The sequence below is a fragment of the Pseudomonas sp. SD17-1 genome (genome assembly GCF_029201585.1).
Lineage (GTDB): Bacteria > Pseudomonadota > Gammaproteobacteria > Pseudomonadales > Pseudomonadaceae > Aquipseudomonas > Aquipseudomonas palmensis.
In genome coordinates this window covers 2,988,002-3,012,140 of sequence record NZ_CP104044.1, presented here as the reverse complement: position 1 = coordinate 3,012,140, position 24,139 = coordinate 2,988,002, and the positions used below count along the sequence as shown (strand labels likewise).

The 24,139-nt window shown below is 65.5% G+C and carries 25 protein-coding genes and 2 riboswitches; of the genes, 8 read left to right on the top strand and 17 right to left on the bottom strand.

What is annotated here, in order from left to right:
• Nucleotide 1: 1 nt before the first annotated feature.
• The 5 genes from N0B28_RS13700 to N0B28_RS13680 form a co-directional block, all read right to left on the bottom strand.
• A complete protein-coding gene (locus tag N0B28_RS13700; protein ID WP_043861449.1) occupies nucleotides 2-616 on the bottom strand; it encodes a response regulator transcription factor in 615 nt (204 codons plus the stop codon).
• A 295-nt stretch (nucleotides 617-911) separates the two neighbouring features.
• Nucleotides 912-1,658, bottom strand: a complete 747-nt coding sequence (cobM, locus tag N0B28_RS13695; protein ID WP_275726746.1) for a precorrin-4 C(11)-methyltransferase — start codon at nucleotides 1,656-1,658, stop codon at nucleotides 912-914.
• A 28-nt stretch (nucleotides 1,659-1,686) separates the two neighbouring features.
• On the bottom strand, nucleotides 1,687-2,091 hold the full coding sequence (locus N0B28_RS13690) for a cobalamin biosynthesis protein (protein WP_275726744.1): 405 nt from the start codon (nucleotides 2,089-2,091) through the stop codon (nucleotides 1,687-1,689).
• On the bottom strand, nucleotides 2,091-2,780 hold the full coding sequence (locus tag N0B28_RS13685) for a CbtA family protein (RefSeq protein WP_054914568.1): 690 nt from the start codon (nucleotides 2,778-2,780) through the stop codon (nucleotides 2,091-2,093). The genes N0B28_RS13690 and N0B28_RS13685 overlap by 1 nt, the downstream gene beginning before the upstream one ends.
• 11 nt (nucleotides 2,781-2,791) lie before the next feature.
• Nucleotides 2,792-2,977 (bottom strand): CbtB domain-containing protein, encoded by a 186-nt coding sequence (locus N0B28_RS13680; RefSeq protein ID WP_043861453.1) that lies wholly within the window; start codon nucleotides 2,975-2,977, stop codon nucleotides 2,792-2,794.
• Nucleotides 2,978-3,090: 113 nt separating this feature from the next.
• A riboswitch (cobalamin riboswitch) is annotated at nucleotides 3,091-3,320 on the bottom strand.
• Between the two features lie 56 nt (nucleotides 3,321-3,376).
• A riboswitch (cobalamin riboswitch) is annotated at nucleotides 3,377-3,575 on the top strand.
• Nucleotides 3,576-3,672: 97 nt separating this feature from the next.
• On the opposite strand from N0B28_RS13680, the gene cobW reads away from it, so the two are divergent.
• From cobW to N0B28_RS13660, 4 genes are all read left to right on the top strand, one after another.
• Complete coding sequence (gene cobW, locus N0B28_RS13675; protein ID WP_043861454.1) at nucleotides 3,673-4,743, top strand: cobalamin biosynthesis protein CobW; 1,071 nt, start codon at nucleotides 3,673-3,675, stop codon at nucleotides 4,741-4,743.
• Between the two features lie 3 nt (nucleotides 4,744-4,746).
• A complete protein-coding gene (cobN, locus tag N0B28_RS13670; protein WP_275726737.1) occupies nucleotides 4,747-8,496 on the top strand; it encodes a cobaltochelatase subunit CobN in 3,750 nt (1,249 codons plus the stop codon).
• A 7-nt stretch (nucleotides 8,497-8,503) separates the two neighbouring features.
• Nucleotides 8,504-9,511, top strand: coding sequence for an ATP-binding protein (locus N0B28_RS13665; RefSeq protein ID WP_043861456.1), 1,008 nt, complete (start codon nucleotides 8,504-8,506; stop codon nucleotides 9,509-9,511).
• A gap of 101 nt (nucleotides 9,512-9,612) precedes the next feature.
• Nucleotides 9,613-10,176 (top strand): VWA domain-containing protein, encoded by a 564-nt coding sequence (locus tag N0B28_RS13660; RefSeq protein ID WP_058540516.1) that lies wholly within the window; start codon nucleotides 9,613-9,615, stop codon nucleotides 10,174-10,176.
• A 117-nt stretch (nucleotides 10,177-10,293) separates the two neighbouring features.
• Here the strand turns inward: N0B28_RS13660 and N0B28_RS13655 are convergent, their stop codons facing one another.
• A complete protein-coding gene (locus N0B28_RS13655) occupies nucleotides 10,294-10,560 on the bottom strand; it encodes a hypothetical protein (protein ID WP_054914565.1) in 267 nt (88 codons plus the stop codon).
• A 323-nt stretch (nucleotides 10,561-10,883) separates the two neighbouring features.
• Between N0B28_RS13655 and N0B28_RS13650 the strand changes: the two genes are divergently transcribed.
• Nucleotides 10,884-12,209: a sigma-54 dependent transcriptional regulator gene (locus tag N0B28_RS13650; RefSeq protein ID WP_043861458.1), complete on the top strand. Its 1,326-nt coding sequence runs from the start codon at nucleotides 10,884-10,886 to the stop codon at nucleotides 12,207-12,209.
• 88 nt (nucleotides 12,210-12,297) lie between these two features.
• Here the strand turns inward: N0B28_RS13650 and N0B28_RS13645 are convergent, their stop codons facing one another.
• The 9 genes from N0B28_RS13645 to N0B28_RS13605 form a co-directional block, all read right to left on the bottom strand.
• Complete coding sequence (locus N0B28_RS13645) at nucleotides 12,298-13,584, bottom strand: hypothetical protein (protein WP_043861459.1); 1,287 nt, start codon at nucleotides 13,582-13,584, stop codon at nucleotides 12,298-12,300.
• Between the two features lie 47 nt (nucleotides 13,585-13,631).
• Nucleotides 13,632-14,372, bottom strand: a complete 741-nt coding sequence (locus N0B28_RS13640; protein ID WP_275726730.1) for a hypothetical protein — start codon at nucleotides 14,370-14,372, stop codon at nucleotides 13,632-13,634.
• Nucleotides 14,373-14,405: 33 nt separating this feature from the next.
• Entirely contained in the window at nucleotides 14,406-15,086 is a 681-nt protein-coding gene (locus N0B28_RS13635) for a C39 family peptidase (RefSeq protein WP_043861461.1), read from the bottom strand.
• 60 nt (nucleotides 15,087-15,146) lie between these two features.
• Entirely contained in the window at nucleotides 15,147-16,142 is a 996-nt protein-coding gene (locus N0B28_RS13630) for a hypothetical protein (protein WP_043861462.1), read from the bottom strand.
• A gap of 65 nt (nucleotides 16,143-16,207) precedes the next feature.
• Nucleotides 16,208-16,780 carry a hypothetical protein gene (locus N0B28_RS13625; protein WP_043861463.1) on the bottom strand — a complete coding sequence of 191 codons (573 nt, stop codon included), beginning with the start codon at nucleotides 16,778-16,780 and terminating at the stop codon, nucleotides 16,208-16,210.
• A 1-nt stretch (nucleotide 16,781) separates the two neighbouring features.
• Nucleotides 16,782-17,195 carry a hypothetical protein gene (locus tag N0B28_RS13620; RefSeq protein WP_054914659.1) on the bottom strand — a complete coding sequence of 138 codons (414 nt, stop codon included), beginning with the start codon at nucleotides 17,193-17,195 and terminating at the stop codon, nucleotides 16,782-16,784.
• A 334-nt stretch (nucleotides 17,196-17,529) separates the two neighbouring features.
• On the bottom strand, nucleotides 17,530-18,081 hold the full coding sequence (locus N0B28_RS13615; protein ID WP_054914561.1) for an AAA family ATPase: 552 nt from the start codon (nucleotides 18,079-18,081) through the stop codon (nucleotides 17,530-17,532).
• Nucleotides 18,078-18,644 (bottom strand): nicotinamide riboside transporter PnuC, encoded by a 567-nt coding sequence (gene pnuC / locus N0B28_RS13610; protein WP_100632791.1) that lies wholly within the window; start codon nucleotides 18,642-18,644, stop codon nucleotides 18,078-18,080. The genes N0B28_RS13615 and pnuC overlap by 4 nt, the downstream gene beginning before the upstream one ends.
• Nucleotides 18,645-18,795: 151 nt before the next feature.
• Nucleotides 18,796-20,430, bottom strand: a complete 1,635-nt coding sequence (locus tag N0B28_RS13605) for a methyl-accepting chemotaxis protein (protein WP_043861500.1) — start codon at nucleotides 20,428-20,430, stop codon at nucleotides 18,796-18,798.
• A gap of 284 nt (nucleotides 20,431-20,714) precedes the next feature.
• Between N0B28_RS13605 and N0B28_RS13600 the strand changes: the two genes are divergently transcribed.
• Nucleotides 20,715-21,545, top strand: coding sequence for an undecaprenyl-diphosphate phosphatase (locus N0B28_RS13600; RefSeq protein WP_116055376.1), 831 nt, complete (start codon nucleotides 20,715-20,717; stop codon nucleotides 21,543-21,545).
• A 1-nt stretch (nucleotide 21,546) separates the two neighbouring features.
• A complete protein-coding gene (locus tag N0B28_RS13595; protein WP_054914559.1) occupies nucleotides 21,547-21,948 on the top strand; it encodes a DUF1294 domain-containing protein in 402 nt (133 codons plus the stop codon).
• A 63-nt stretch (nucleotides 21,949-22,011) separates the two neighbouring features.
• Here the strand turns inward: N0B28_RS13595 and N0B28_RS13590 are convergent, their stop codons facing one another.
• Nucleotides 22,012-22,371 (bottom strand): MmcQ/YjbR family DNA-binding protein, encoded by a 360-nt coding sequence (locus N0B28_RS13590; protein ID WP_043861467.1) that lies wholly within the window; start codon nucleotides 22,369-22,371, stop codon nucleotides 22,012-22,014.
• The gene (locus N0B28_RS13585; protein ID WP_043861502.1) at nucleotides 22,364-23,272 is read right to left on the bottom strand and encodes a LysR substrate-binding domain-containing protein; all 909 of its coding nucleotides are present in this window, start codon (nucleotides 23,270-23,272) and stop codon (nucleotides 22,364-22,366) included. Before N0B28_RS13585 ends, N0B28_RS13590 begins: the two co-directional genes overlap by 8 nt.
• A gap of 128 nt (nucleotides 23,273-23,400) precedes the next feature.
• On the opposite strand from N0B28_RS13585, the gene N0B28_RS13580 reads away from it, so the two are divergent.
• Nucleotides 23,401-24,012 (top strand): FMN-dependent NADH-azoreductase, encoded by a 612-nt coding sequence (locus N0B28_RS13580; protein ID WP_054914558.1) that lies wholly within the window; start codon nucleotides 23,401-23,403, stop codon nucleotides 24,010-24,012.
• Nucleotides 24,013-24,139 lie beyond the last annotated feature (127 nt).

Below are 24,139 nucleotides of genomic sequence, written 5' to 3'. Positions count from 1 at the left end.
CTCAGGTCAGTGCGTTGCGGTTGGCCACATCGATCAACTCAACCAGCGATACCACCCCGAGCTTTTCCATGATGCGGGTCTTGTAGGTGCTGATGGTCTTGGCGCTGAGGATCATCGCCGTAGCGATTTCGCCATTGCTGGCGCCCTTGGCCAACTGGCGCAGCACCTCGAACTCACGGTTGGACAGCTTGTCCAGGCGCTGGAGTTCCGAGCTTGACCGGTCATTGAAGCGTGACGCATCGGGCAGGTAGGAGTAGCCGTTGAGCACGGCCTTGAGGGCGGCGCTCAGGATATCGAGGTCTTCGTCCTTGCGCACGAATGCCGAAGCACCGGACTCGATGCAACGGCGGGCGAACAGCCGGGGTGGGCGGCCGGTCAGTACCAGGATACGTGGCGGGTTGGTCAACTGGCTGAGCCGCTCCAGCACGCTCAGGCCATCCAGGCGTGGCAGCCCCAGATCGAGGATCACCACGTCAGGCTGCAGCTTGCGCGCCAGTTCGACGGCACTGGCGCCGTCTCGGGCTTCACCGACGATGTTGTAGCCATCGCGCTCCAGCAGGGTGCGGATGGCGAAGAGGATGGTGGTGTGGTCATCAACGATCAAGACTTTGGGCATCGCGCAACTCCTTGTCAGAGAGGTGATCCAGGCCCCGAACCGTTCGGGGCGACGCCTGCCCAGGCTCTGGCAAGGCGGCCAAGATACGTGGAAACGCTCAGCAGGAGTACGTCCAGTATAGAAGTGAGGAAGAAATCAGTTCGATTAGAGGATTTTTCTTACAAGGCGCTCGAAAGTTCTGTAGCCGATTTCCTATCGCCTGGCCCAGTTGTCGCTTGCAGAGGCTGTTGAATTGGCAGGCGGGCCCATGGGAACGCGCCGGGCATCGGGCCGGGAGGGCCGCCTTCAATGGCCGTCAAGGTCGGTACAGGTGCGCATGCCCGGCGCGGTATAGCGCCGACTCGCTGAAGGTATCGCTGCCCAACACCCGGCCCACCAGGATCAGTGCGGTGCGTCGAAAGCCCTTGGCCTGCACCCGTTGCACGATGTCGTCCAGGCTGCCCAGCACCCAGTCCTGATCTGGCCAGGTGGCGCGGTGCACCACGGCGATCGGGCAGTCGCTGCCGTAGTGCGGACGCAGTTCCTCGACGATTCTGGCCAGGTGCTTGACCCCCAGGTGAATGGCCAGGGTTGCATGGTGGCTGGCCAGGCTCCCCAGCGATTCGCCCGGCGGCATCGGTGAGGTATCGCCGTAGCGCGTCAGGATCACGCTCTGGGCGATGTCCGGCAGGGTCAGCTCGCATTCGAGCAGCGCGGCACTGGCAGCCACGGCGGTCACGCCGGGGATGATCTGGAACGGGATACCCAGTTCACGCAGGTGGCGGATCTGTTCGCCGATCGCACCGTACAGCCCCGGGTCGCCGCTGTGTACGCGGGCCACATCCTGGCCGTTGGCGTGGGCCGTGCGCATCAGCTCGATGATCTGCCCCAGGTGCAGTTCGGCGCTGTTGATCACGGTTTCGGCGCGGTGGCCTTCGAGCACGGCGGCGGGCACCAGCGAGCCGGCATAGATGATCACCGGGCAGCTGTGGATCAGGCGCTGGCCCTTGACGGTGATCAGCTCGGGGTCGCCCGGGCCGGCACCGATGAAATAGACGGTCATGATGAATCCTTGGAAAGATTGCGCGGCATTATCCGTCAAACGGCGGGGCCCAGGCCAATGCCAGGGTGGCGGCGCCTTGCACGGTGCGTGGCAGGCGCAGTGCGGCATTGGCGCCGCCGCGTTGCTCGGCCAGGGCCAGCGCGGCGCTTTCGGCCACCCCATGGCAGCTGCTGAGGGCGAACGCCGTGGGCGAACGGTGGCTCAGGCGGCTTTCGAAGGGGGCCAGTTGCGCGGCCGAAAAGAATACCAGCGGCAACCCCAGTTGCCTGGCCAGTTCATGCAGGCCGGGCTCGTCGGCCTTGAGGTCGATGCTGGCCAGCCCGGCGAGGGCAGAGGCGGGCAGGTGATGGGCGAACAGGGTCTGCTGGAGCAGGGCAGCCAGTTCGCGGGCCGGGCAGCCGCGACGACAGCCCAGCCCGGCATACAGCTGCATCAGGCTGGCTGGCGACGGTACAGCCAGGCACTGAGCAGGCCCAGGGCCAGCCAGAACGCGGCATTGGTCAACAGCGACGCCACTTTGAACTGCGCCTCCAGTGCTTGCGGCGCCAGGCTCTCGTGCACCTCCGGCTGCGGCGCACCGATCACGTGCGGAACAACCAGCAATGCCACACCCAGCGCCTTGAGCAGCCAGTTGTGGGCAAACACGATCAGGGCCAGGCCGGCAGCGGTGGCAGCCGCGGCGCCCACCCACCACAGTTGACGCTGCGCCAGGTCGGCGGCGGCGGTGCCCGGCAGCTCTGGCGGCAGCCCGAGGGTGGGCGCCAGGCAGAATACCGCGAACCCGGCAAGCCCCCAGGCTGCACCGGTGGCGGTACGGCCCGGCGCACGCAGGGTGTACAGCGCAGCCAGGATCAGGGCAAAGCCTACGGCCACCACCAGGTTGCCACCGGTGGTCGACAGCACGCGCTGCCAGCCGTCTTCAGGCGACCAGGCCTCGGCATCGTGGTGGTGGCCTTCACCCGCGGCGTCGGCATGTTCATGGGTTTGGGCGGCTGGTGCCGGGTTCTCGTAGGTTTCGGCCTGCAGAATCAGCGGTGCGACCCAGAAGCTTTGCAGCAGGGTCAGCAGCAGGGCGGCGAGCAGGCCGGTAAAGCCTGCGGTGCGGGCAATGCGCTTGATCATCGGGGCAGGTCTCAGTGGCAAGGGAACGCGGCGCTGTGGCGGGTATCGTGGGCAGCGTTGTGCACCGCCTCGATGTGCGAGAAGCCGGCGAAGTAGACCAGGCAAAGGCCCAGCAGCGATGCGCCGATGGCGACGGCCAGGCGCTGGCTGAGGGTAGTGGGGGTGACGAGGGGCTGGCTGGCGGTACTGATGGGCATGGCGCGTTCCTTTTTGCTGTTGTCGTGTCGTCGGGGCTGTCGGCAACAGGCAAGCGCGGCCAACCCCTGCGCGAGGCTCGCCCAGGGGTTCAACAGCGCCCGCCCACCGCGGGTTTGTCATGACTGTATCGGGCCGGTCTCCGGGCTTGCGAGGGCTGGCAGCATGCTCAGCCTGAGGGCGTCACCTTCCCATGCCGCACAGCTGGCACAGTGGTAAAGACGCTTTCCTCGCTTACCGTTGCGGGGGCAGCACCGGATTTGTCGCTGCTTCTTTGCAGAAGCGGCTGACGCACCGGTTTCCCGTTTCACCTTGTAAAAAGGCACCCGAACGAATGCGGCTAGCAAATCATGCGCGCCGGCATCCGTCAATACAGCGGTTGACCTGCCCCGGACCACTGCGTAGCCTAGCCGCTTCGAGGTTCTGCGGCCCTGGCTGCAGCTAAGACGGGAATACGGTTCAAGCCGTGGCTGCCCCCGCAACTGTAAGCGTTAACGGCATCGGCCGTGCCACTGCCCCGGGCGGGAAGGCGTCGATGCTGCCGGCAGGCGTGCCGGCACAGCGCGAGCCAGGAGACCTGCCTCGAACAGTTTCCGACTTTCAACCGGGCGGGGTGATCCGGTGGCGAATGCGCTCAGGCAGCAAGGCTCCTGCGGCTCTCGTCCTGCATGCCCGCCATCCTGCCAAGGGCACCCCCATGAAAACACTGGCCAAACTCCCCGTCACCATCGTTACCGGCTTCCTCGGCTCGGGCAAGACCACCCTGCTGCGGCACATGCTCGACAACGCCCAGGGCCGCCGCATCGCGGTGATCGTCAACGAGTTCGGCGAGCTGGGCATCGATGGCGAGATCCTCAAGCAGTGCAGCATCGGCTGCACCGAGGAAGAAGCCAGCGGGCGCGTCTACGAGCTGGCCAACGGCTGCCTGTGCTGCACCGTTCAGGAAGAGTTCTTCCCGGTGATGCGCGAGCTGGTGGCGCGCCGTGGCGACCTGGACCATATCCTCATCGAAACCAGCGGCCTGGCGCTGCCCAAGCCGCTGGTGCAAGCCTTCCAGTGGCCGGAAATCCGCAACGCCTGCACGGTCGATGCGGTGATCACCGTGGTCGACAGCCCGGCCGTGGCCGCCGGCACCTTCGCTGCCTACCCCGACCAGGTGGACGCCCAGCGCAAGCTCGACCCGAACCTGGACCACGAGTCCCCACTGCACGAACTGTTTGCCGACCAGCTGGCCAGCGCCGACCTGGTGGTGCTGAACAAGGCTGACCTGATCGCTGCCGACGACCTGGCCAGGGTGCGCGCCGAGGTGGCCGAGGAACTGCCGCCTGCGGTCAAGGTGGTGGAGGCCAGCAGCGGCCGCCTGCCGTTGGACGTATTGCTGGGCCTGGGCGCCGAGTCCGAGCAGCACATCGACGCGCGTCGTACCCACCACGATTCGCACCATGACGGCGATGACGACCACGACGATCACGACCATGATGCCTTCGACTCCATCTCCATCGAGTTGCCCCAGGCCGACGAAAGCCTGCTGCTCGATGCCCTGACCCAACTGGTGGTGCAGCACGGCATCCTGCGCGTGAAGGGCTTCGCGGCCATTCCGGGCAAGCCGATGCGTCTGCTGGTGCAGGGCGTGGGTACGCGCTTCGACAAGCACTTCGACCGCGCCTGGCGCAGCGACGAGCCACGTACCACGCGCCTGGTGCTGATCGGCCAGGACCTAGACGCCGTGCAACTCGAAGCCAGCCTGCGCGCCGCACTGGGCGCCTGACCCATGCACCTGCTGCGGACCCAGCCCGGCGGCTTTGTGCCGGACGACAGCATCGCCGACCTCGGCCAGACCCCCGCCGACCTGGTGATTCTCTGCAGCGGTGATTCGCACCTGGCACTGCTGGCCGAAACCGCCCAGCAGTTGCCGGACGACTACCCCAGCCTGCGCCTGGCCAACCCGATGCAGGTGCAGAACCATGCTTCGGTCGACCTGTATGTGGACGAAGTGCTGCGCCATGCCAAGGTCATCCTGGTGTCGCTGCACGGCGGCATCGGTTACTGGCGCTATGGCGTGGAGCAACTGGTGGCGCTGGCGGGGCGGGGCGTGCAACTGATCCTGGTGCCGGGCGACGACCGCCCGGACCCTGAGCTGACCAGCCTGAGCACGGTGCCCCCTGCCCAGGCCGAACGGCTGTGGCACTACCTGCGCCAGGGCGGCAAGGCCAATGCGCTGAACCTGTTCCAGTGCCTGGCCAGCCAATGGCTGGGCCGCGACTACCGTTGGGACGAGCCGCAGCAGTTGCCGCGCACCAGTGTCTATCACCCGCAACACCCCCAGGCGAGCGTGGACAGCTGGCGTGCCCTGTGGCAGCCCGGCCAGCCCGTGACGCCGATCATCTTCTACCGCTCGCACCTGCAGGCCGCCAACACGGGGTTCATCGATGCGTTTTGCGAGCGTCTGCAAGGCGCGGGGCTCAACCCGCTGCCGATTGCCGTGGCCAGCCTCAAGGAGGCAGCCTGCCTGGACCAGGTCGAGCAATGGCTGGACCAGGTCGACGCGGCCCTGATCATCAACACCACAGGCTTCGCCCAGTCCAGCCCGCAGCAGCCGCATTTGCGCCCGTTCCGGCGCGACATCCCGGTGCTGCAGGCCATCTGCGCACAGGACAACCAGCCGGCCTGGGAGGCCAGCGAACAGGGCCTGGGGGCCCGCGACCTGGCCATGCACATTGCCCTGCCGGAACTGGACGGGCGCATCATCAGCCGACCGATCAGCTTCAAGGACCTGGCCTGGCGCAGCGAACGCAGCCAGTCGGACGTGGTGTGCTACAAGCCGCACCTGGAGCGCATGGATTTTGTTGCGGAACTGGCCCGGCGCTGGTGCGAGCTGGCGCGCCTGGACAACCCGCAAAAACGCGTGGCGCTGATTCTGGCCAACTACCCGACCCGCGACGGGCGCATCGGCAACGGTGTGGGGCTGGACACCCCGGCGGCGGCGCTCAACATCCTGCGCGCCATGCAGGCCCAGGGCTACCCGGTGGGGCCGTTGCCAGACAGTGGCACGGCGCTGATCCAGGCCCTGCTCGGCGGGGTCAGCAACGACCTCGACACGCTCGACCAGCGCCCCTGTGCGCAGAGCATGGCGCTGGACGATTACCGCGCCGCCTTCGCCCTGTTGCCCCAGGCCAACCAGCAGGCGGTGCGCGAGCGCTGGGGCGAGCCGGAGCAGGACCCGATGTTCCGCAGCGGGCGCATGATGGTCGCCGGCCTGCGCCTTGGCCTGACCTTCGTCGGTATCCAGCCGGCGCGCGGTTATCAGGTCGACCCCAGTGCGGTGTACCACGACCCCGACCTGGTGCCGCCGCATGGCTACCTGGCGTTCTACTTCTGGCTGCGCCACGCCTATGCCGCCGATGCGCTGATCCACGTGGGCAAGCACGGCAACCTGGAGTGGCTGCCGGGCAAGGGCGTCGGCCTGTCAGCCGGGTGCTGGCCGGACGCGTTGCTGGGGCCGCTGCCGAACATCTACCCGTTCATCGTCAACGACCCGGGCGAGGGCGCACAGGCCAAGCGCCGCACCCAGGCGGTGATCATCGACCACTTGATGCCGCCGTTGACCCGCGCCGAAACCTACGGGCCGTTGCGCGACCTGGAACTGCTGGCCGACGAGTACTACGAGGCGCAACTGCTGGACCCGCGCCGGGCCCGTGAACTGCAGCGCGACATCCTCAACCTGGTGCGCGACAACCACATCGACCGCGAGCTGCAGCTGGAAGGCGCGCTGGACGATGCGGCGGTGTGGCTGCCGCGCCTGGACACCTACCTGTGCGACCTCAAGGAGTCGCAGATTCGCGACGGCCTGCATGTGTTCGGCCAATCGCCGGACGGACGCCTGCGGATCGACACGCTGCTGGCCCTGCTGCGGGTGGAACGTGGTGATGGGCGCGGCCCCAATGCCAGCCTGCTGCGCGCCCTGGCCCGCGGCCTGGGGCTGGGCTTCGACCCGCTGGACTGCGACCTGGGCCTTGCCTGGGAAGGGCCACGGCCGCCGAGCCTGGCACAGGTGAGCAGCGAGGCCTGGCGGACCAACGGCGACACCCGCGAGCGGCTTGAACTGTATGCCGCCCGCCTGATCGAGCAGACCCTCGACGGGGCGCCGGCCAGCCACCAGCACAGCGCCGACGTCGAGGCCGTGCTGCAGGCGCTGCGGGCCCAGGTGGCGCCGCAGCTGGATGCCTGCGGCCCGGCCGAAATGCAGGGCCTGCTGGCGGCGCTGGACGGGCGTTTCGTGCCGGCGGGGCCGAGCGGGGCGCCCAGCCGCGGGCGCCTGGACGTGCTGCCCACCGGCCGCAACTTCTACACCGTGGACGTGCGCAACCTGCCCACCGCCACGGCATGGCGCATCGGTTTCGCCTCGGCCAACCTGATTCTGGAACGCCACCTGCAGGACCACGGCGACCACCTGCGCCAGCTCGGCCTGTCGGTATGGGGCACGGCCACCATGCGCACCGGCGGCGACGACATCGCCCAGGCCATGGCCCTGCTCGGCGTACGCCCGGTATGGGCCAGCGGCAGCCAGCGGGTGGACGACTTCGAGATCCTGCCGGTGAGCCTGCTGGATCGCCCCCGGGTAGACGTGACCCTGCGCGTTTCGGGGTTCTTCCGCGATGCGTTCGGCAACCTGATCAAGCTGTTCGACGCGGCGGTGCAGGCCGTGGCGGCACTGGATGAGCCGGATGACCTCAACCCCCTGGCGGCCAAGGTGCGCAGCGAGCGTGCCGAACTGCTGGCCGCTGGCCTGAGCCCCGAGCAGGCCGAGCGCCAGGCCGGCTGGCGGGTGTTCGGCTCCAAGCCCGGCGCCTACGGCGCCGGGGTGCAGAACGCCATTGACGGCCGTCTGTGGCACAGCCGTGAAGACCTTGCCGAGGTCTACCTCAACCATGGCGCGTATGCCTATGGCGCCTCGGACGACGGCACCGCCGCGCGCGAACCCTTTGCCCGGCGCCTGAGCCAGGTGCAGGCGGTGCTGCAGAACCAGGACAACCATGAGCACGACCTGCTCGATTCCAACGACTACTACCAGTTCCAGGGCGGCATGCTCGCGGCGGCAGAAAGCCTGGCCGGTGCCGGCGTTGCCAGTTACCACGGCGATCACAGCCAGCTGGATCGCCCGCGCATTCGCACCCTCAAGGAAGAACTGAACCGGGTGATCCGTGCGCGTGCGCTCAACCCCAAGTGGATCGACGGGGTCAAGCGCCATGGCTACAAGGGCGCGTTCGAGATGGCTGCGACGGTCGACAACCTGTTCGCCTTCGATGCCACCACGCACCTGATCGACGATCATCATTACCAGTCGCTGGCCGAGGCCTATGTGCTCGATGCCGCGACCCGCGAGTTTATCCGCCAGCACAACCCCGAGGCCCTGCGCGACATCACCGAACGTTTGCTGGAGGCCCAGCAGCGCGGGCTGTGGCAGGCACCGGGCGAGTACCGCCAGGCCCTGGAAGAGCAACTGCTGGACGCAGAGGAATAAGCCAGACATGAGCGAACCCGTACATTTTCCGCTGGCCGCCGTGGTCGGCGCCCACGACCTGAAGCTGGCGCTGTGCCTGACGGCCATCGACCCCAGGATCGGCGGCGTGCTGATCGAAGGCCCGCGCGGCATGGCCAAGAGCACCCTGGCCCGGGGCCTGGCCGACCTGCTGGGCGAGGGGCCCTTCGTGACCTTGCCGCTGGGCGCCACCGAGGAGCGCCTGGTCGGCACCCTGGACCTGGATGCTGCGCTTGGGCAGGGCCGCGCGCAGTTCTCGCCGGGTGTGCTGGCCAAGGCTGATGGCGGCGTGCTGTACGTCGACGAGGTCAACCTGCTGCCCGATCACCTGGTCGACCTGCTGCTGGATGTGGCTGCCAGCGGCACCAACCGGGTAGAGCGCGATGGCATTTCCCATCGGCACAGTGCGCGATTCGTGCTGATCGGCACCATGAACCCGGAGGAGGGCGAGCTGCGTCCGCAGTTGCTCGACCGGTTCGGCCTGAATGTGGCCCTGCAGGGCCAGCCGCTGCCCGAGGCGCGCGGCCAGATCATCCGCCGCCGGCTGGACTTCGACAGCGACCCGCAGGCGTTCTGCGCGCAGTGGGCCGATGCCCAGGCCGAGCTGCGCCAGCGCTGCCAGCAGGCACGCGAGCGCCTGGAACAGATTGCCCTGGATGACCAGGCCCTGGCGCAGATCACCCAGCGCTGCTTCGAGGCCGGGGTCGACGGCCTGCGCGCCGACCTGGTCTGGTTGCGTGCCGCCCGTGCCCATGCGGCCTGGCGCAGTGCACCGGGCATCGAGGCCGAGGATATCGAGGCGGTGGCAGAGTTTGCCTTGCGCCATCGGCGCCATGACCGGCCCGCCGAGCAACCGCCTCGCCCCGACGCTCAGCCCCAGGGGCAATCGAGCCCGTCGAGCGAGCCCCAGGGCAGTGGCCAGTGGGGTGAGCTGCCAGGCCAGCCGGTGGCTGTGGGCGCTCGGCGCGAGGTACCGCGCTGGCCAAAAAAGCCTTGAGCATCCGCCCGCGCTCGCACCCAGCGGCGGATGCCAGGCCCCGTGCAGGCAAGCTCGACCGGGGCCCGCGCGGGCGTGCCCGGGCAGCCGGGCAGGGCAGCGTGGCCTGGCCTGCCACCCTGCTCAAGGGCCGCCCGCGCCAGCGCGACGAGCTGTGCTGGGCGCAGCGCACCGCAGCGCCGGCGCAGCTCTGGCTGGTGATTGTGGATGCGTCGGCGTCTACCCGGCGTTACCAGGCACTGAGCAAGGCCAAGGGTTTGCTGGCCGAGCTGTTCGACCAGGCGTACCGGGCCCGCGCCAGGCTCGCCCTGCTCACGGCCAGCGGCCGCGAACCGCGCTGGCAGCGCCACGGCCTGAAGGCCTCTGCTGCGCTGCAGCCCTGGCTGGCGGAGCTTGGCGCCGGCGGAGGCACGCCACTGCTCGAGGCACTGCAGCAGGCCCGGCAATGGCTGACCCAACGCCAGCGGCGCTACCCCAATGAGGTGCAGCACTGCCTGATCCTCACCGATGGCCGGCTCAAGGCCTGGCCGGCGCTGGAGGCACTGCCGTGCAGCAGCCTGCTGGTGGACATGGAAAGCGCACCGGTTCGCCTGGGCCGCGCCAGGCAAATGGCGCTGGAACTGGGTGCGCAATACCAACACCTGGAACAGTTCAACTTGCGTTGAAACAAGTACTTGGGCCGTAAACTGCGGCCAACTGCCGCAGCCGCCGGCGCACACTTCACAAACAAAAAAAGTGCACCCGGTGGGTGCACTTTTGCATGAACGGGGCAGGCCGGAAAGTTACTTCGGCATGCTCCACGGCTGCAAGTCATAACCTTTCTGGCTCAACTCGGCGCGCACTTCCTCGATCAGGTGTGCCAATTGCTGCGGGTCGGAATAGGTGCTGCTTGGAACTTGCTTGCTGCCGATACGGGTGCTGGTCCGGTCGATTACCGCCAGGCTGAGTTCGCCAGTGCCGTTAGGCACATCCCAGGCGACGCACTGGAAAGGTTCGAAGGCGTGGTCGGCAATCAGCAGTGCTTCGTTGACACGGAGCGGGGCGTTCATGGGTTCGGTCTCTCTGTGGTCCCAAACATTGAAAAAGTTGCGGCAAGGTGTGTTCCCTGCGGCAGGTTACTTGTACTGATGCACGCAGTAGTGGGTCAGGTCACACTGCAAGTAATGTTTTTTTAATCGGTGCTGACAATCTGCATTCATTGGCAACATCTGGGACGTTGAATTAACAGGAAAATTCTACCGAGCCGAAAGCAAGGCCGTATTTGCAGACGGACGGTAGTGGGCATTCTGACGTTGGTTGCTACTGTTACAGACGGGCCATACAACATGCTGTTTCTACTAACATTTCCAATAATTGGCGCCAAGGAAAGGTCATGCTGGAACCGGTACCGAACCGCCGCTTGCTGATCGTTGACCCTTGTGACGATTGCCACCGCTTGTTGCCAGGCCTGCGCAGCGTAGGTTGGGACGTGCGCACCTGCACCCTTGCCACTGCCCTGGAGCACCCTTGCGATGTGGGGTTGCTGCGCCTGCACGCCAGCCACCTGCAGCACCCCGATGCGGTCAAGGACCTGATCAGCCGCAGCGGTACCGAGTGGATCGCGGTGCTCAGCGCCGAGGAGCTGCGCGCGCAGAACGTGGGTGATTTTGTGTGCGAGTGGTTTTTTGACTTCCATACGTTGCCGTTCGATGTCTCCCGCGTGCAGGTGACCCTGGGTCGCGCATTCGGCATGGCACGCCTGCGCGGCAAGGGCAACCTGCATGTGGATGAGCCCGAGCACGAACTGCTGGGTGACAGCCGCCCGATCCGCGAATTGCGCAAGTTGCTGAGCAAGCTGGCGCCCACCGAGTCACCGGTGCTGATTCGAGGCGAGAGCGGTACCGGCAAGGAGCTGGTGGCGCGCACCCTGCACCGGCAGTCACAGCGCCACGACAAACCGTTCGTGGCGATCAACTGCGGGGCGATTCCCGAACACCTGATCCAGTCCGAGCTGTTCGGCCACGAAAAGGGCGCCTTCACCGGCGCGCACCAGCGCAAGGTCGGGCGCATCGAGGCTGCCAACGGCGGCACGCTGTTTCTCGACGAGATCGGCGACCTGCCGCTGGAACTGCAGGCCAACCTGCTGCGCTTTCTGCAGGAAAAGCATATCGAACGGGTGGGCGGCAGCCAGCCGATTGCGGTGGACGTGCGCGTGCTGGCTGCGACCCATGTCGACCTGGAGAGCGCGATCACCAGCGGGCGTTTTCGCGAAGACCTGTATTACCGGCTCAACGTGCTGCAGGTGGTGACGGCACCGCTGCGTGACCGGCATGGCGACCTGTCGATGCTGGCCAGCCACTTTTCGCGTTTCTACAGCCAGGAAACCGGCCGGCGCCCGCGCACCTTCAGCGAAGACGCGCTGATGGCGATGGGCAAGCATGATTGGCCGGGCAATGTGCGCGAACTGGCCAACCGCGTGCGTCGCGGCCTGGTGCTGGCCGAAGGGCGGCAGATCGAGGCCCAGGACCTCGGGTTGCAGGGGGCGCAGGTCGAGATGACGCCGATGGGTACCCTGGAAGACTACAAGCACCGCGCCGAGCGCCAGGCGCTGTGTGACGTGCTCAATCGTCACAGTGACAACCTCAGCATTGCGGCCAAGGTGCTTGGGGTGTCGCGGCCTACGTTCTACCGGTTGCTGCACAAGCATCAGATTCGCTGAAGATCCCACGCTACGTCCATTCGCCAGCAAGACTGGCTCCTACCCGAAGGTAGGAGCCAGCCTTGCTGGCGAATGGCGTCGGCGAAGATCAGAAGTAGTAAGGGAATTTGAGGCTGAAGGTGAAGTCCGGCGCATCGTCGGTCAGGCCGATCGACAGGTTGGGCACTATGGTCAGGTTGTCGGTGGCGGCCAGGGTCATGCCCACGTTGAAATAGGCGGCGTTGGCATCACTGCTGGGCACCGAGGTCCAGCTGTCGCCGGTTTCGGCCGACTTGATCTTGGATTTGCGCGCGATCAGGTCGGACACCGAGAACGACATGCTCATCTTCTCGTTCAGCGCAAAGGCGATACCGGCGCCGATCTGGAAGCTGTCGCCCAGCTTGACCTTGCCCGGCACCTTGACCCCGGACGTGGAGCTGACGTCACTGAACGACTCTTCCAGGGTATGGGTATAGGACAGGCTGCCGAACAGTACTGCCGGGTCGAACGTCTTGACCAGCGAGATGCCCGGGCTGATGGACCATACGCCGTTGCCGGTGGGCAGGTCTTCGGGGTAGGCGAGGCTGTCGTTGTTCGGGTCCTGGATCAGCTTGATGCCGAACGGGTCCTTGCCGGTGGGTGCCTTGACCCGCAGGGTGAGCACCGCATCGGGGCTGTTTTCCGATTCGTCGAGGAACTTGTAGGCCACGCCGAAGTTGACATCCCCCAGGGTCGGGTCGCGGGTGACGGTCTGTTCGGTCACGCCCTGGGCGTTGTTGCCGGCGCCCCCGGACTGGTAGGTGGACTCGCGGTAGACGATGGGGGCGTTGATATCGAACTGCCAACGCTGGTCGAGGTTGTAGCGGGCAGTCAGGTCCAGGGTCCAGTTGTCGGCCTTGATGCGGTCCAGGTTGATGTTGCCCAGGAAAATCGAGTCCAGCGCGAGGAAGCCGTTGAGGATCAGTTGGCGGGTGTCGTAGCGGGCGTAGGTGATGCCGGTCTCGACGCTGAACTTGCCGCCACCGAAGAAGCCGCTGGCCTCGTCGTACAGGTTGGACACGCTCTGCGCAGGTTCCGAGTCGCCCTTGAGCGCTTCGCCGTAGGAACTGCCGGTGCCGGGGGCCGCCCCGGATGCGGTAGCCACCTGGCCTGACCGGGTGGGGGCCGCTGGCGAGCGGGTCAGGCGCTGAGGAGGTGCCGCGGGTTGATCTTCAACCTGACGGACCCGCTGCTCGAGCACCATCAGTGCCTGCTGCTGGGATTCATAACGTTGCTTGAGTGCCTGCAACTCCTGTTTCAGGGCCTCAACTTGCGGATCTGGCGCCGCTTGCAGCAGCGCTGAAGACGCCAGAGTGCTCACACAGACCACTGCCTTCAACGAAAACGATCGATGCATGGGTTAGCCGTCCCTTCCAACTGCGGTGAATTGAGACAGAGCGTAGATCAATATCCGGAAATACGAAGGCCCTTGAGTTGATCCAGGTTGCAGTTCAAGGCCCCGGCAGTAGGCAGGTTGTTGCGCAGTACCACATTGAGCTGGGTGATGTTGTTGACGGCGTTGTTGCCGCCCAGGAGCGTGGTGGCCTGCAGCAGCCCGCCCTGGGCCAGGCGCTGCACCGTATTGCCCTGGTTGTTGTTGGCCTGGATACCCAGCTGGATGCCCTTGCCGGTGGCGGAAACGCTCAGCGTGCCGGCGCCATTGCTGCCGGTGATGGTCTGCCCGCTACCCAGCAACTGACCCTGTGGCTGGCCCGCCGCCGGGGCACTGTTGGCTTCCTTCACGTTGATCGAGACATTGTTGTAGGCCGTGTTGTAGTCGCCCGCCGCGCGTACCGACTGGGTAACGCCCTGGGTCGTGCCAAGGCCGGCCCCGCCGGTGACGGTACCGCTGCCCTGGGTTACCGGGGCGCCGTTGCCATCGCGCGTGTCGAGCGAGACATAGAACTGCGGCTTGAACGAGGACTGCTGCACTTGCATGCTGGCGGTGGCGCCGATGCTGTCGCCGCGGGCGTTCTGCCAGGTGCTGCTCATCACCACGCCAAAGCTGATGATGCGCCCTGGCATCACATAGCGTCCGCGCAGCTCGGACAGTTCCTGGTCCTTGATCTCGATGGGCTTGAACTGCGCATGGGCAGGCAAGCTGGCGGCCAGGCAGGCGGCAACCAGCCAGGTTGAAGTCTTCATCGGGTGCTCCCCGGAGCTTCATGCCCCTTCTGATTAGAAGAAATCACTTTGTATGAAACCAAAATCCATCAACTGCGCATCGTCTACCGGGCTGAACCCGTTGATCTTGTTTTTTGCAGTCAAGGGTTGTGGCGGGTCGAGCAATGCGTTGGCCTTGTCATAGCCAGGGCCGATGACGGCAAAGATGATGCCGTTCCAGCCTTTGACGAAATCATCGAACTTGTAGCGTTTGTGGCCCAGAACCGGGTCACCGATGTACACCCAGTCCTTTTCGGTGCGTTGCAGCACCACGAAGTGCTTGTAGCCGCGAATGTCCATCAGCACCACCACTGGAATGGTGACGCTTTGCAGGCTCTCGGGCGGGATCCGATAGCCCCGGGCACGCATGCCGATGCTTTCCACGTATTTCTTCATGTCCAGCATGGAGAAGCCCTGGGTCTTGACCACTTGCTGGTCGGCGTGGGCGAGCATGCCGTCGATGATGTGTTCTTCGTCGACGTCCAGCCAGTAGGCTTGCTTGAGGACGGTGGCCAGGGCGGCGGCGCCGCAACTGAAATCGGTTTTCTGTTGTACAAGGTCGGCGAAGCGTCGTTCGCGAATGCTCTGGATGGGCTTGTAAATGACATTGCCGCCCGGCAGGGCAGCGATGGGCATCTGTGCGGCCTCGGCCAGGCTGGCCAGAAACAGCAATGCGGCAAGCAGGGCAATGCGCATGGTCTTCGCACCGTGTAGATGGCAGGAAAGGGGCCCCTGGGGGCCCCGTCCTTTTTCAGCTTACAGGCAGGCGCGGCAGCCTGCTGCGATGGACAGCGAGTTGCTCTGCTGGTTGCCCGAGCCGGCCGACACGTTGGCGCCCACGTTGCCCGACACGCCATTGAGCGAGTTGCTCATGTTGGCGTTGTTGACCACAGGGTTGGCCCAGCCGGTAGGTTTGAGCACCTGGTAGGTGTAGACGCCACCGAGTACGAAGCTGCCTTCTTCGGTGAAGGTAAGCTTGTCTTTCTGTGGTTTGTTGCCGCCACGATCATCCCAGCCACCGTTGTGCCCGGGTTTGTCGTCTTTGCGTTCCACGTAGCCGTGGCCTTCGCCTTCGTACTGGCCATAGGCGGCAAAGGCGCCACCGAGGGTTTCCTTGGTGTAGGTACGGTCGGCCTTGTTGTTGACGCTCAGGCCGGAGGTGGACTGGTTGGCGGCTGCGCTGGCCACGGCCACACGGCCGCCGGACACGGCGATTGCCAGGTTGTTTTTCTGTTGGTTGAAGTCGCCGGCGGTCACGTTGACACCGATGTTGCCGGAGCTGTTGTTCGCCGAATTGGTGAGATTGGCGTTGTTCTGGGTAGAGAAGTTGTTGACGATGTTGCTGGTGTTGGTCTGGGTGGCGCTGGAAACAGCAACCGCACTGCCGAAGATGAAGCGTTCGTCGGCGGTGGCGATGGCGGCAACGTTGTCTTGCTGGTTGCCGTCACCGGCGGCCACGTTGGCGCCCAGGTTGCCTTGAGAGCCGTTTGCCGAGTTGTCCATGGTGCCGTTGTTGCGGGTGTTCTCGTTGAGCACACCGTTACCACCATTGCCCTGGGTATCGATCACGGTGGCGCCAGCGCCGGCGTTTACCAGCAGGGCGAGCAGCGCGCTGGAATTGTTGTTGCCGCCGTTATTGCCGCCATTGTGTCCGCCGTTGTGACCACCGTTGTTTCCGCCCGCTTGTGCAGCAACTGCCATGACCGCTGCGAGTGCGAATACCAGAGGCTTGAGTGCCATTGTGGGTTTCATGGTGTTTCTCCGCATTGTTTTTAGTTGTTAAGTGTTGTGTTGTGCTGCGTTGTGAACTGCTCGGGTCAATCTGCAACCCGTACGCTCAGGGTGTTGGCCATTCGGTTCCCGACCCCGGCGCTCTGGTTCAACTGGATCACCCCACGGCTGCCGGTGAAGGCCTGATCGCTGGTAGCGACCTGGCGACTGCCGGGGGTTTGACCTGTCGAGCCTGAGCCGTTTGACAGCGCCACGTTCTGCTGGTCGAGGACGCTGTCGTCGATGCTCTGCGCGGTGGCACTGATGCTTACCCGCACGGCATTGACTTGTTGTGTGTTGGCACCGGCCGACTGGTTGATCCCAATCATCCCGTTACCGTTGGTGAAGGCGTTGCCACCGATGCTGGCGCGGGCATTGATCGCGCTGCTGGCAGGGGTGTCGATGCGCTGGCGCACCTGGGTGGTGGCGGTGGCATCGGGGTTGATGGCGATGGCGCGGCTGTTGTTCTGTTGCTGCTGGTCGCCAGCCGCCTGGTTGATGGTCACGTTGCCCTTGTAGCCCTGGCCGCTGGCGTTGATGGTGGCGTTGTCATTGACCGGTTGGCCGGCCAGGGCCGACGCGCTGCAGGCCAGCGCCAGAAACAGCAGTGAGTGGTTCATCTCAACGGCCCCCGGTCAGGATCTGCAGCGGCGCAAGGCCACGCTGCACGTTCTGGTTGACCGAATTGGAGATGCTGTTGGCGCCCCCTGCGCCAGGGCCGGAGCCGCCACGCAGGCCCGGCAGGCTGGTGGGCACGGCCCCCATGCCGCGGATGTTGCCGGACGCGTCGGGCATCAACACCCGGTTTACACTGGCACCGCTGGCCACACCGGCAAAGTCGCCATCGCTGAGCTCGTTGGTCTGGCTCAGGATGCGTGGCGACTGATTGGCATTGACGGTCATGGGGCGGGGGTCGGGGGTGCCGGTCGGGCGAACGGCCGAACGGGGCTGAACCTGGCGCTGGATGATGATGGTGCCGTCGCCGGCGGCCAGTATCGGCAGGCTCAGGGTGCTGGCGCCCAGCGCACAGCCCATGACGAAAAGACTCAGCAGCTTGTTGGTGTGATTCCCCACGGCAGCGATTCCTTCTTCGGTGCGCTGGCCCTATCAGCGTTGCGAGAAGGAGAGCAGAAGCTGTGCCGCTTTTGCTTTGTGCCAGCGAATCAAGGGCATAGCGCACGGGGCAGGGGCCGGTCGGAAAACCTGTATCACCGGTGATACAACCGCTGGTCCTTTTTGCAGGCGCCGCAGCAGCGCAGATGCCCGGCGTGCCCCGAGGGTGGGTGTATCACCGGCTTAACACGTCACCGCGTGTTGGGCGCAAGTGCTCTGGATCGGCGGTTGAGGTGGCCGGGTGTGTAACGCCGGGTTAACACTCGGTGGCGCAGGCCGGGGGCTTGCCTTCCAGCAGCGCCTGTACGGCCGCCAGTACCGTCGATTGGCGGTATGCCCAGTCGCCCTCGATGACCTGCATGGGTTGGCCATGCCGTTGCAGCCATTGGCGGCTGGCCTCGAAGAACGCCTGGCGCTCCTCCAGCCGTGGCTGACAGCGCTGGCCGTCGCCGACCCAGGGCACGCCTGCGGGGCTGAGCAACAGGTGCAGGTCGTAGCGCCGTGCCAGCAGCGCCTGTTCCAGCCACGCCGGGCAGTCGTTGAACAGTACGCGGCTCCACAGCATGTTGCTCAGCAGGTGCGTATCGAGTATCAGCAGCTCGGGCTGGCGCGCGCGGGCCGCATCCTCCCACACCAGCTGCCCGCGGGCGATGGGGTCGATGTCGGCGTAGCAGGTGTCGCGTCGCTGCTCGTCGATGAAGTGGCGCACGTACTCGCCTACCAGTTCGCCACCGAAATGCGCCTGGATTTCGCCGCCCAGCCAGCTCTTGCCACTGGATTCCGGGCCCGCCAGTACCAGGACCTTCATGGGCTGGCCAATGCCGGGTCACGTCGCCAGCTACGCCAGCCCTGCAGGGCGATCAGGGTGAACAGCGCATACAGCGCGGCGGTGATGTACATGCCTTTGTAGAGGAACAGGCCGACGAAGATCACGTCCAGCACGATCCACAACGGCCAGCATTGCACGCGCTTTTGCGCCATCCAGAACTGCGCCACCAGGCTGAAGGCGGTGAGGGTGGCGTCCAGCCAGGGCTCTGCAGCATCGGTCCAGGTGGCCATGGCCGCACCGAGGGCCAGGCTGGCCAGCAGGCCCACGCCCAGGCCCGACAGCAGCGGCGCGGTACCCAGGTAGGTCACCTGCCGGATCGGGCGATCCTCGCCGGGGCGTGTCCACTGCCACCACCCATAGAGCTGGAACACGGCAAACGCCAGTTGCAGCAGCATGTTCGAATACAGCTTGAAGTCGAAGAAGATCCAGCTGTAGAGCAGCACCACCAGCAGGCCGATGGGCCAGCACCAGGGGTTCTGGCGGGTCGTGAGCCATACAGCGATGACGCCCAGCACGGCAGCGTACAGTTCCAGGCCGGACATCGGCGTTCCTTGAAGGGGGGCAGGGCGGCGATTGTACCTTGTGGCACGTCAGGTGCCAGCCTTGGGTGAGCACTTCGCCGCCAAGGCCGGCTCCTGCTGAGGCAATGTCGAGCCTTGCAGAAGCCGGCCGCCGGCGAGGTGCAGGCTGCGGTCAGACCCGGAACTGCCTCAGCAACTGCCCCAGCTGTTCGCTCAACTGGTTCAATGCGGCCCCGGCACTGCTCGACTGGTGCGCCGCCACGGCCGTCTGACGCGACAGCTCGGCCGTCTGGGTGACGTTGTGGTTGATCTCTTCGACCACATGCGACTGCTGCAGCGTGGCACTGGCAATCGAGGCATTCAGCGCGCTGAGGTTGTGCAGTGCCTGGCTGATGGCATCCAGGCTGGCACCGGCCTCGCTGGCCTGTTCGACCGTCTCGCGCGAGGCCAGGCTGCTGGCATCGATCGCCTTGACCGCAGCCTCGGACTGGCCCTGAAGGTGCTCGATCATCTGCTGGATCTCGGCCGTCGACTGCTGGGTGCGTTGTGCCAGCAGGCGCACTTCGTCGGCCACCACGGCGAACCCGCGACCCTGTTCACCCGCCCGCGCGGCCTCGATGGCGGCGTTGAGTGCCAGCAGGTTGGTCTGCTCGGCAATCGAACGGATCACCTCCAGCACGCTGCCGATACGCGTGCTCTGGCCCGCCAGGGCCTGGATCACCTGCACCGCCTGGTCGATGGTGCCCGACAGCTCGTCGATTTTCAGCAGGCTGCCATGAATGCTTTGCCGGCCCTGTTCGGCCCGCTGCTGGGCGTCCTGCATCTCGCTGGAGGCGTGCTCGGCGTTCCTGGCCACGTCCTGCACCGCATAACTGACCTCGTTGATTGCGGTGGCCACCTGTTCCATCTGCTGCGACTGCTGTTCGCTGCGCTGGTGCGCCTGGCCGGCGTTGCTGCCTACATCCCCGGCCGAATGGCCCAGGGCCTGGGCGGCGCCCTGCAACTGGGTCACCACCTGCTGCAGCTTGGCGGTGAAGGTGTTGAAGTGCAGGCCCAGCTGGGTGACTTCATCCTGCCCATGGGTGTCGAGGCGACGGGTCAGGTCGCTTTCGCCGCTGGCGATGTTGCCCATGGCATCCACGGCTTCCTGCAAGGGGCGGGTGATACTGCGGGCGATCAGCATGACCACCAGTGCCATTATCAGCGCGATGACCACCCCCAGCAGCGATGCGTCGCGAAGCTGGCGCACGAACTCGGCGTGCATGTCGTCGATGTACACGCCAGAGCCGATCACCCAGCCCCAGGGTTTGAACAGCTGGATGTACGAGGTTTTTTCCACCGGCTCGCTGGCACCGGGCTTGGGCCAGCGGTAGTCGATGCTGCCGGCGCCCTGGGCCTTGGCCAACGCGACCATTTCGTTGAACAGCGCATAGCCGTCCGGGTCGCGAATGCCGGAGAGGTCCTGGCCTTCGAGCTTGAGGTTCATGGGGTGCATGATCATCTTCGGACCCAGGTCGTTGATCCAGAAGTAGTCGTCCTGGTCATAACGCAACCCGCGCACCGCACTCAGCGCCTGTTGCTGGGCGGCCTCGCGGGTAAGGGTACCGCTGGCTTCCAGCCCCTGGTAATAGGCCAGCACGCCGGCTGCGGTTTCGACCACGTGCCGGGTCTTTTCGGCCTTTGCCTGGTACAGGTCACCGTGGATCTGACGTAGCATCAGCAGCCCCAGGGTCACCAGCATCAGTACCGCCACCACCAGGATGAGCCACAGCCGACGGCTGATCGACATACTGCGTAAAGTCTTCATGAAGGTCACCCTATGTTCTTGTTATTGTCCGCATCCAACCACGCTTTACCGAAACAACCTACTCGACCAAGGGCTAAGTGATTGATTAGTAGAGCGCTGTCGCGTCGAGCGGCAGCGTTTGCACGAGCGCTCTGTTAGGATTTCGGCCTTCACGGGGCAGTTCTGAAGGCCGGGGTAGCATTTCCTTCGGTTTTGCGACGGAGTGTCGCCGTAATATGCCCGGTTTCGGGCAATCAAATAACGAATGATGAGACCTGCCAGCGGCAATGTCTTACGGGGGAATGATGGATTTTTGGACCGCCATGCAGGCTGTGATTCTCGGCATCGTCGAGGGTCTGACGGAATTTTTGCCCATTTCGAGTACCGGTCACCAGATCGTGGTCGCCGACCTGATCGACTTTGGCGGCGAACGCGCGATGGCGTTCAACATCATCATCCAGCTGGGCGCGATCCTGGCGGTGGTGTGGGAATTTCGCCGCAAGATCCTGGACGTGGCGGTGGGCCTGCCCCGCCAGGCCCGGGCCCAGCGCTTTACCCTCAACCTGCTGATCGCCTTCATGCCCGCCGTGGTGCTGGGCGTGCTGTTCGCCGACCTGATCCATGAGTACCTGTTCAACCCGATCACGGTGGCGGTGGCCCTGGTGGTGGGCGGGGTGATCATGCTGTGGGCCGAGCGCCGCCAGCACGTGGTGCGCGCCGAGGAGGTCGATGACATGCGCTGGACCGATGCGCTGAAGATCGGCTGCGCGCAGTGCCTGGCAATGATTCCGGGGACTTCGCGGTCGGGCTCGACGATCATCGGCGGGCTGTTGTTCGGCCTGTCGCGCAAGGCCGCCACCGAGTTCTCGTTCTTTCTGGCGATGCCGACCATGGTCGGGGCGGCGGTGTTCTCGGGCTACAAGTACCGCGACCTGTTCCAGCCGGATGACTTCCCGGTGTTCGCCATCGGCTTCGTGGTGTCGTTCATCTTCGCGATGATTGCGGTGCGCGGCTTGCTCAAGTTCATCGCCAGCCACAGCTACGCGGTGTTTGCCTGGTACCGTATCGCATTTGGCCTGGTGATCCTGGCGACCTGGCAGTTCGGCTGGGTCGACTGGGCCGTGGCGCACGGCTGAGATGGCCCGCATCGAAACGCGCCCGCCCATGCGCCACCTGCGCCTCAAGTTGCTGGCATTCGTGGCCCTGTGCCTGCTGCCGGTGCTGGGCGCACTGAAGCTGGGTGTGGGCACAGGCAACTGGTTGTGGCTGGCGGCCTATGGGCTGGCGAGCCTTGGCTGTTTCGGGCTGTATGGCTACGACAAGCGTCAGGCGCGCGGCCAGGGGCAGCGTACCCCCGAGAAGGTGCTGCATGCCTGCGAACTGGCCGGTGGCTGGCCAGGGGCGCTGCTGGCGCAGCAGGTGTTCCGGCACAAGACACGCAAGTTGTCGTATCAGCTGGTGTTCTGGGTGATCGTGCTGGGGCATCAGGTGTTCTGGGCCGACTACCTGTTTCTTGCCGGGCGATTGTTCGGGTTCTAGAGCGCTTTCGCCGGCAAGGTCGGCGCCTTCAGGGGCCGGCCTTGCCGGCGAAAGCCATCGGCCTCAGAGCAGCAACCCGACCTGTACGCGCTTGGGCAATCGCCGCACCACCAGTTGATGCGAGCGGCGCAGCAACTCTTCCAGTTCCCCACGCCCCATCGCATAAGGCTGCGCCACACTGATCCAGTGTGCCCGCGCCAGGTACGGCGCCGGTCGCACCCCGGGGCGGTCCACGTAGCCCAGGAACAGCTCGGTGTCGACCTTGAACGACAAGCCTGCACCCGCCAGGTCCATCACCGCGAACATCTTGTTGCCGGCCACCGAGAACACGCGCACGCCACCCCATTTGTAGTCTTCCTGCACACCGGGCAGGCCCAGGCAGAATGCCGCCACCTGTGCCTCGGTCATTTTTCGCTCAGACATAACGCTCTCCACATTCCTCGAACGAGGCTACCAGGTGATCGATCCACGCCCTGACCGCCGGCAGCACGCCGCGCCGGTGCGGGTACACCGCCTGCAGGTAACCGCCCGGCAGTGACCAGCCCGGCAGCAGGCGTACCAGTTCGCCGCGCTGCAGTTCGGCCTCGCAGTGCATGATCGGCAGCGTGGTGAAGCCCAGGCCCGCCAGGGTGGCGGCCTTGCGCACCACGAAGTCGTCGATGGCCAGGCGCGCTTCCAGGGTCAGGTCCTGCTTGTGGCCCTGCTCGTCGAGCAGGCGCAGGTGCACCAGACGGTCGGCCTCGACCGCGCCCAGTACCGGCACCCTGGCCAGGTCGGCAGGGGAGCTGACAGGGTGCCGGGCGGCAAACTCAGGTGCGGCCACCAGCAGCATCTGCGCCTGGCGCAGGCGGCGGGTGACCAGTGCCGGGTCTTCGTCGCCCAGGTCGCGCACACGCAGGGCCACGTCGATGCCCTCGGTGATCAGGTCGACCCGGCGGTTGAGCAGCACCATGTCCAGCTGTACCTGCGGGTACTGCTGCAAAAATGCGCTGATCACGCCGGGCAGGAACTCATGGGCCAGGCCCACCGGGCACGACACCCGCAAGCGCCCGCGCGGTTCGCTGGTCATGCTGGCCACCGCCTCGTCGGCCATCTCGGCCTCCAGCAGCATGGCCTGGCAATGGCGCAGGTAGCGCTCGCCCACGGCGGTGAGCTTGAGTTGCCGGGTGGTGCGCTGCAGCAGACGCGTGCCCAGGCGCTCCTCCAGTTCGGCAATGCGCCGCGACAGCCTGGATTTGGGCACACCGAGCAGACGCCCGGCCGCCGCGAAGCCGCCGGCCTCCACCACGCGGGCGAAATAGAACAGATCGTTGAGGTCTTGCATGCCGGTCATGGGCATTGTCCTGCCAGTGGGACGAAGAAGTGCGAATTTGCGATCTTATCAGCTATTGGCTATCCCGGTAGCATCCTCCCCATCGTGATCGCCAGCCGATCCTCATTCAGGAGAGCCCCATGAAACTGTTGCACATCGATTCCAGCATCCTCGGCGACAACTCCGCTTCTCGCCAGCTCAGCCAGCGCGTGGTCGCCGCCTGGCAAGCGGCAGAACCTTCGGCGCAGGTGGTCTACCGGGACCTGGCCGCCGATGCCATCAGCCATTTCTCGGCCGCGACCCTGGTTGCCGCCGGCACGCCTGACGAACTGCGCGATGCGGCGCAGCAACATGAAGCCAGGCTCAGCAGTGAAACCCTCCAGGAGTTTCTGGCGGCCGATGCGGTGGTGATCGCGGCGCCCATGTACAACTTCACCGTGCCGACCCAGCTCAAGGCCTGGATCGACCGCATTGCCGTCGCCGGCCAGACCTTCCGCTACACCGAAGCCGGGCCTGAAGGCCTGTGCGGCAACAAGAAGGTGATCGTGGTGTCGACCTCCGGCGGCCTGCACGTCGGCCAGCCGACCGGTGTGGCCCACGAGGAATTCCTCAAGGTGTTCCTGGGCTTTATCGGCATCACCGACGTCGAGTTCGTGCGCGCCCATGGCCTGGCCTACGGCGACGAGCACCGCAGCAATGCCATGCAGGCCGCCCAGGCGCAGATCGACAGCGAGCTGTTCGCGGCTGCCTGAGCCCCTGTCGAAAAGCCGACTTGCGGTCACCCCGCAAGTCGGCTTTTTCATGCACCTTTCATCCAGCCCGGCCTGGCCCGCTCTATGCTTGCCAGTACCGGTCACAGGTGCGGGCCGGGCAGGGTGA

Coding starts and splice junctions, on each gene's coding strand:
- N0B28_RS13700 (WP_043861449.1), bottom strand. CDS start 616: ATGCCCAAAGTCTTGATCGTTGATGACCACACCACCATCCTCTTCGCC.
- cobM (WP_275726746.1), bottom strand. CDS start 1,658: ATGACCGTCTATTTCATCGGTGCCGGCCCGGGCGACCCCGAGCTGATC.
- N0B28_RS13690 (WP_275726744.1), bottom strand. CDS start 2,091: ATGCAGCTGTATGCCGGGCTGGGCTGTCGTCGCGGCTGCCCGGCCCGC.
- N0B28_RS13685 (WP_054914568.1), bottom strand. CDS start 2,780: ATGATCAAGCGCATTGCCCGCACCGCAGGCTTTACCGGCCTGCTCGCC.
- N0B28_RS13680 (WP_043861453.1), bottom strand. CDS start 2,977: ATGCCCATCAGTACCGCCAGCCAGCCCCTCGTCACCCCCACTACCCTC.
- cobW (WP_043861454.1), top strand. CDS start 3,673: ATGAAAACACTGGCCAAACTCCCCGTCACCATCGTTACCGGCTTCCTC.
- cobN (WP_275726737.1), top strand. CDS start 4,747: ATGCACCTGCTGCGGACCCAGCCCGGCGGCTTTGTGCCGGACGACAGC.
- N0B28_RS13665 (WP_043861456.1), top strand. CDS start 8,504: ATGAGCGAACCCGTACATTTTCCGCTGGCCGCCGTGGTCGGCGCCCAC.
- N0B28_RS13655 (WP_054914565.1), bottom strand. CDS start 10,560: ATGAACGCCCCGCTCCGTGTCAACGAAGCACTGCTGATTGCCGACCAC.
- N0B28_RS13650 (WP_043861458.1), top strand. CDS start 10,884: ATGCTGGAACCGGTACCGAACCGCCGCTTGCTGATCGTTGACCCTTGT.
- N0B28_RS13645 (WP_043861459.1), bottom strand. CDS start 13,584: ATGCATCGATCGTTTTCGTTGAAGGCAGTGGTCTGTGTGAGCACTCTG.
- N0B28_RS13640 (WP_275726730.1), bottom strand. CDS start 14,372: ATGAAGACTTCAACCTGGCTGGTTGCCGCCTGCCTGGCCGCCAGCTTG.
- N0B28_RS13635 (WP_043861461.1), bottom strand. CDS start 15,086: ATGCGCATTGCCCTGCTTGCCGCATTGCTGTTTCTGGCCAGCCTGGCC.
- N0B28_RS13630 (WP_043861462.1), bottom strand. CDS start 16,142: ATGAAACCCACAATGGCACTCAAGCCTCTGGTATTCGCACTCGCAGCG.
- N0B28_RS13625 (WP_043861463.1), bottom strand. CDS start 16,780: ATGAACCACTCACTGCTGTTTCTGGCGCTGGCCTGCAGCGCGTCGGCC.
- N0B28_RS13620 (WP_054914659.1), bottom strand. CDS start 17,195: ATGGGCTGTGCGCTGGGCGCCAGCACCCTGAGCCTGCCGATACTGGCC.
- N0B28_RS13615 (WP_054914561.1), bottom strand. CDS start 18,081: ATGAAGGTCCTGGTACTGGCGGGCCCGGAATCCAGTGGCAAGAGCTGG.
- pnuC (WP_100632791.1), bottom strand. CDS start 18,644: ATGTCCGGCCTGGAACTGTACGCTGCCGTGCTGGGCGTCATCGCTGTA.
- N0B28_RS13605 (WP_043861500.1), bottom strand. CDS start 20,430: ATGAAGACTTTACGCAGTATGTCGATCAGCCGTCGGCTGTGGCTCATC.
- N0B28_RS13600 (WP_116055376.1), top strand. CDS start 20,715: ATGGATTTTTGGACCGCCATGCAGGCTGTGATTCTCGGCATCGTCGAG.
- N0B28_RS13595 (WP_054914559.1), top strand. CDS start 21,547: ATGGCCCGCATCGAAACGCGCCCGCCCATGCGCCACCTGCGCCTCAAG.
- N0B28_RS13590 (WP_043861467.1), bottom strand. CDS start 22,371: ATGTCTGAGCGAAAAATGACCGAGGCACAGGTGGCGGCATTCTGCCTG.
- N0B28_RS13585 (WP_043861502.1), bottom strand. CDS start 23,272: ATGCAAGACCTCAACGATCTGTTCTATTTCGCCCGCGTGGTGGAGGCC.
- N0B28_RS13580 (WP_054914558.1), top strand. CDS start 23,401: ATGAAACTGTTGCACATCGATTCCAGCATCCTCGGCGACAACTCCGCT.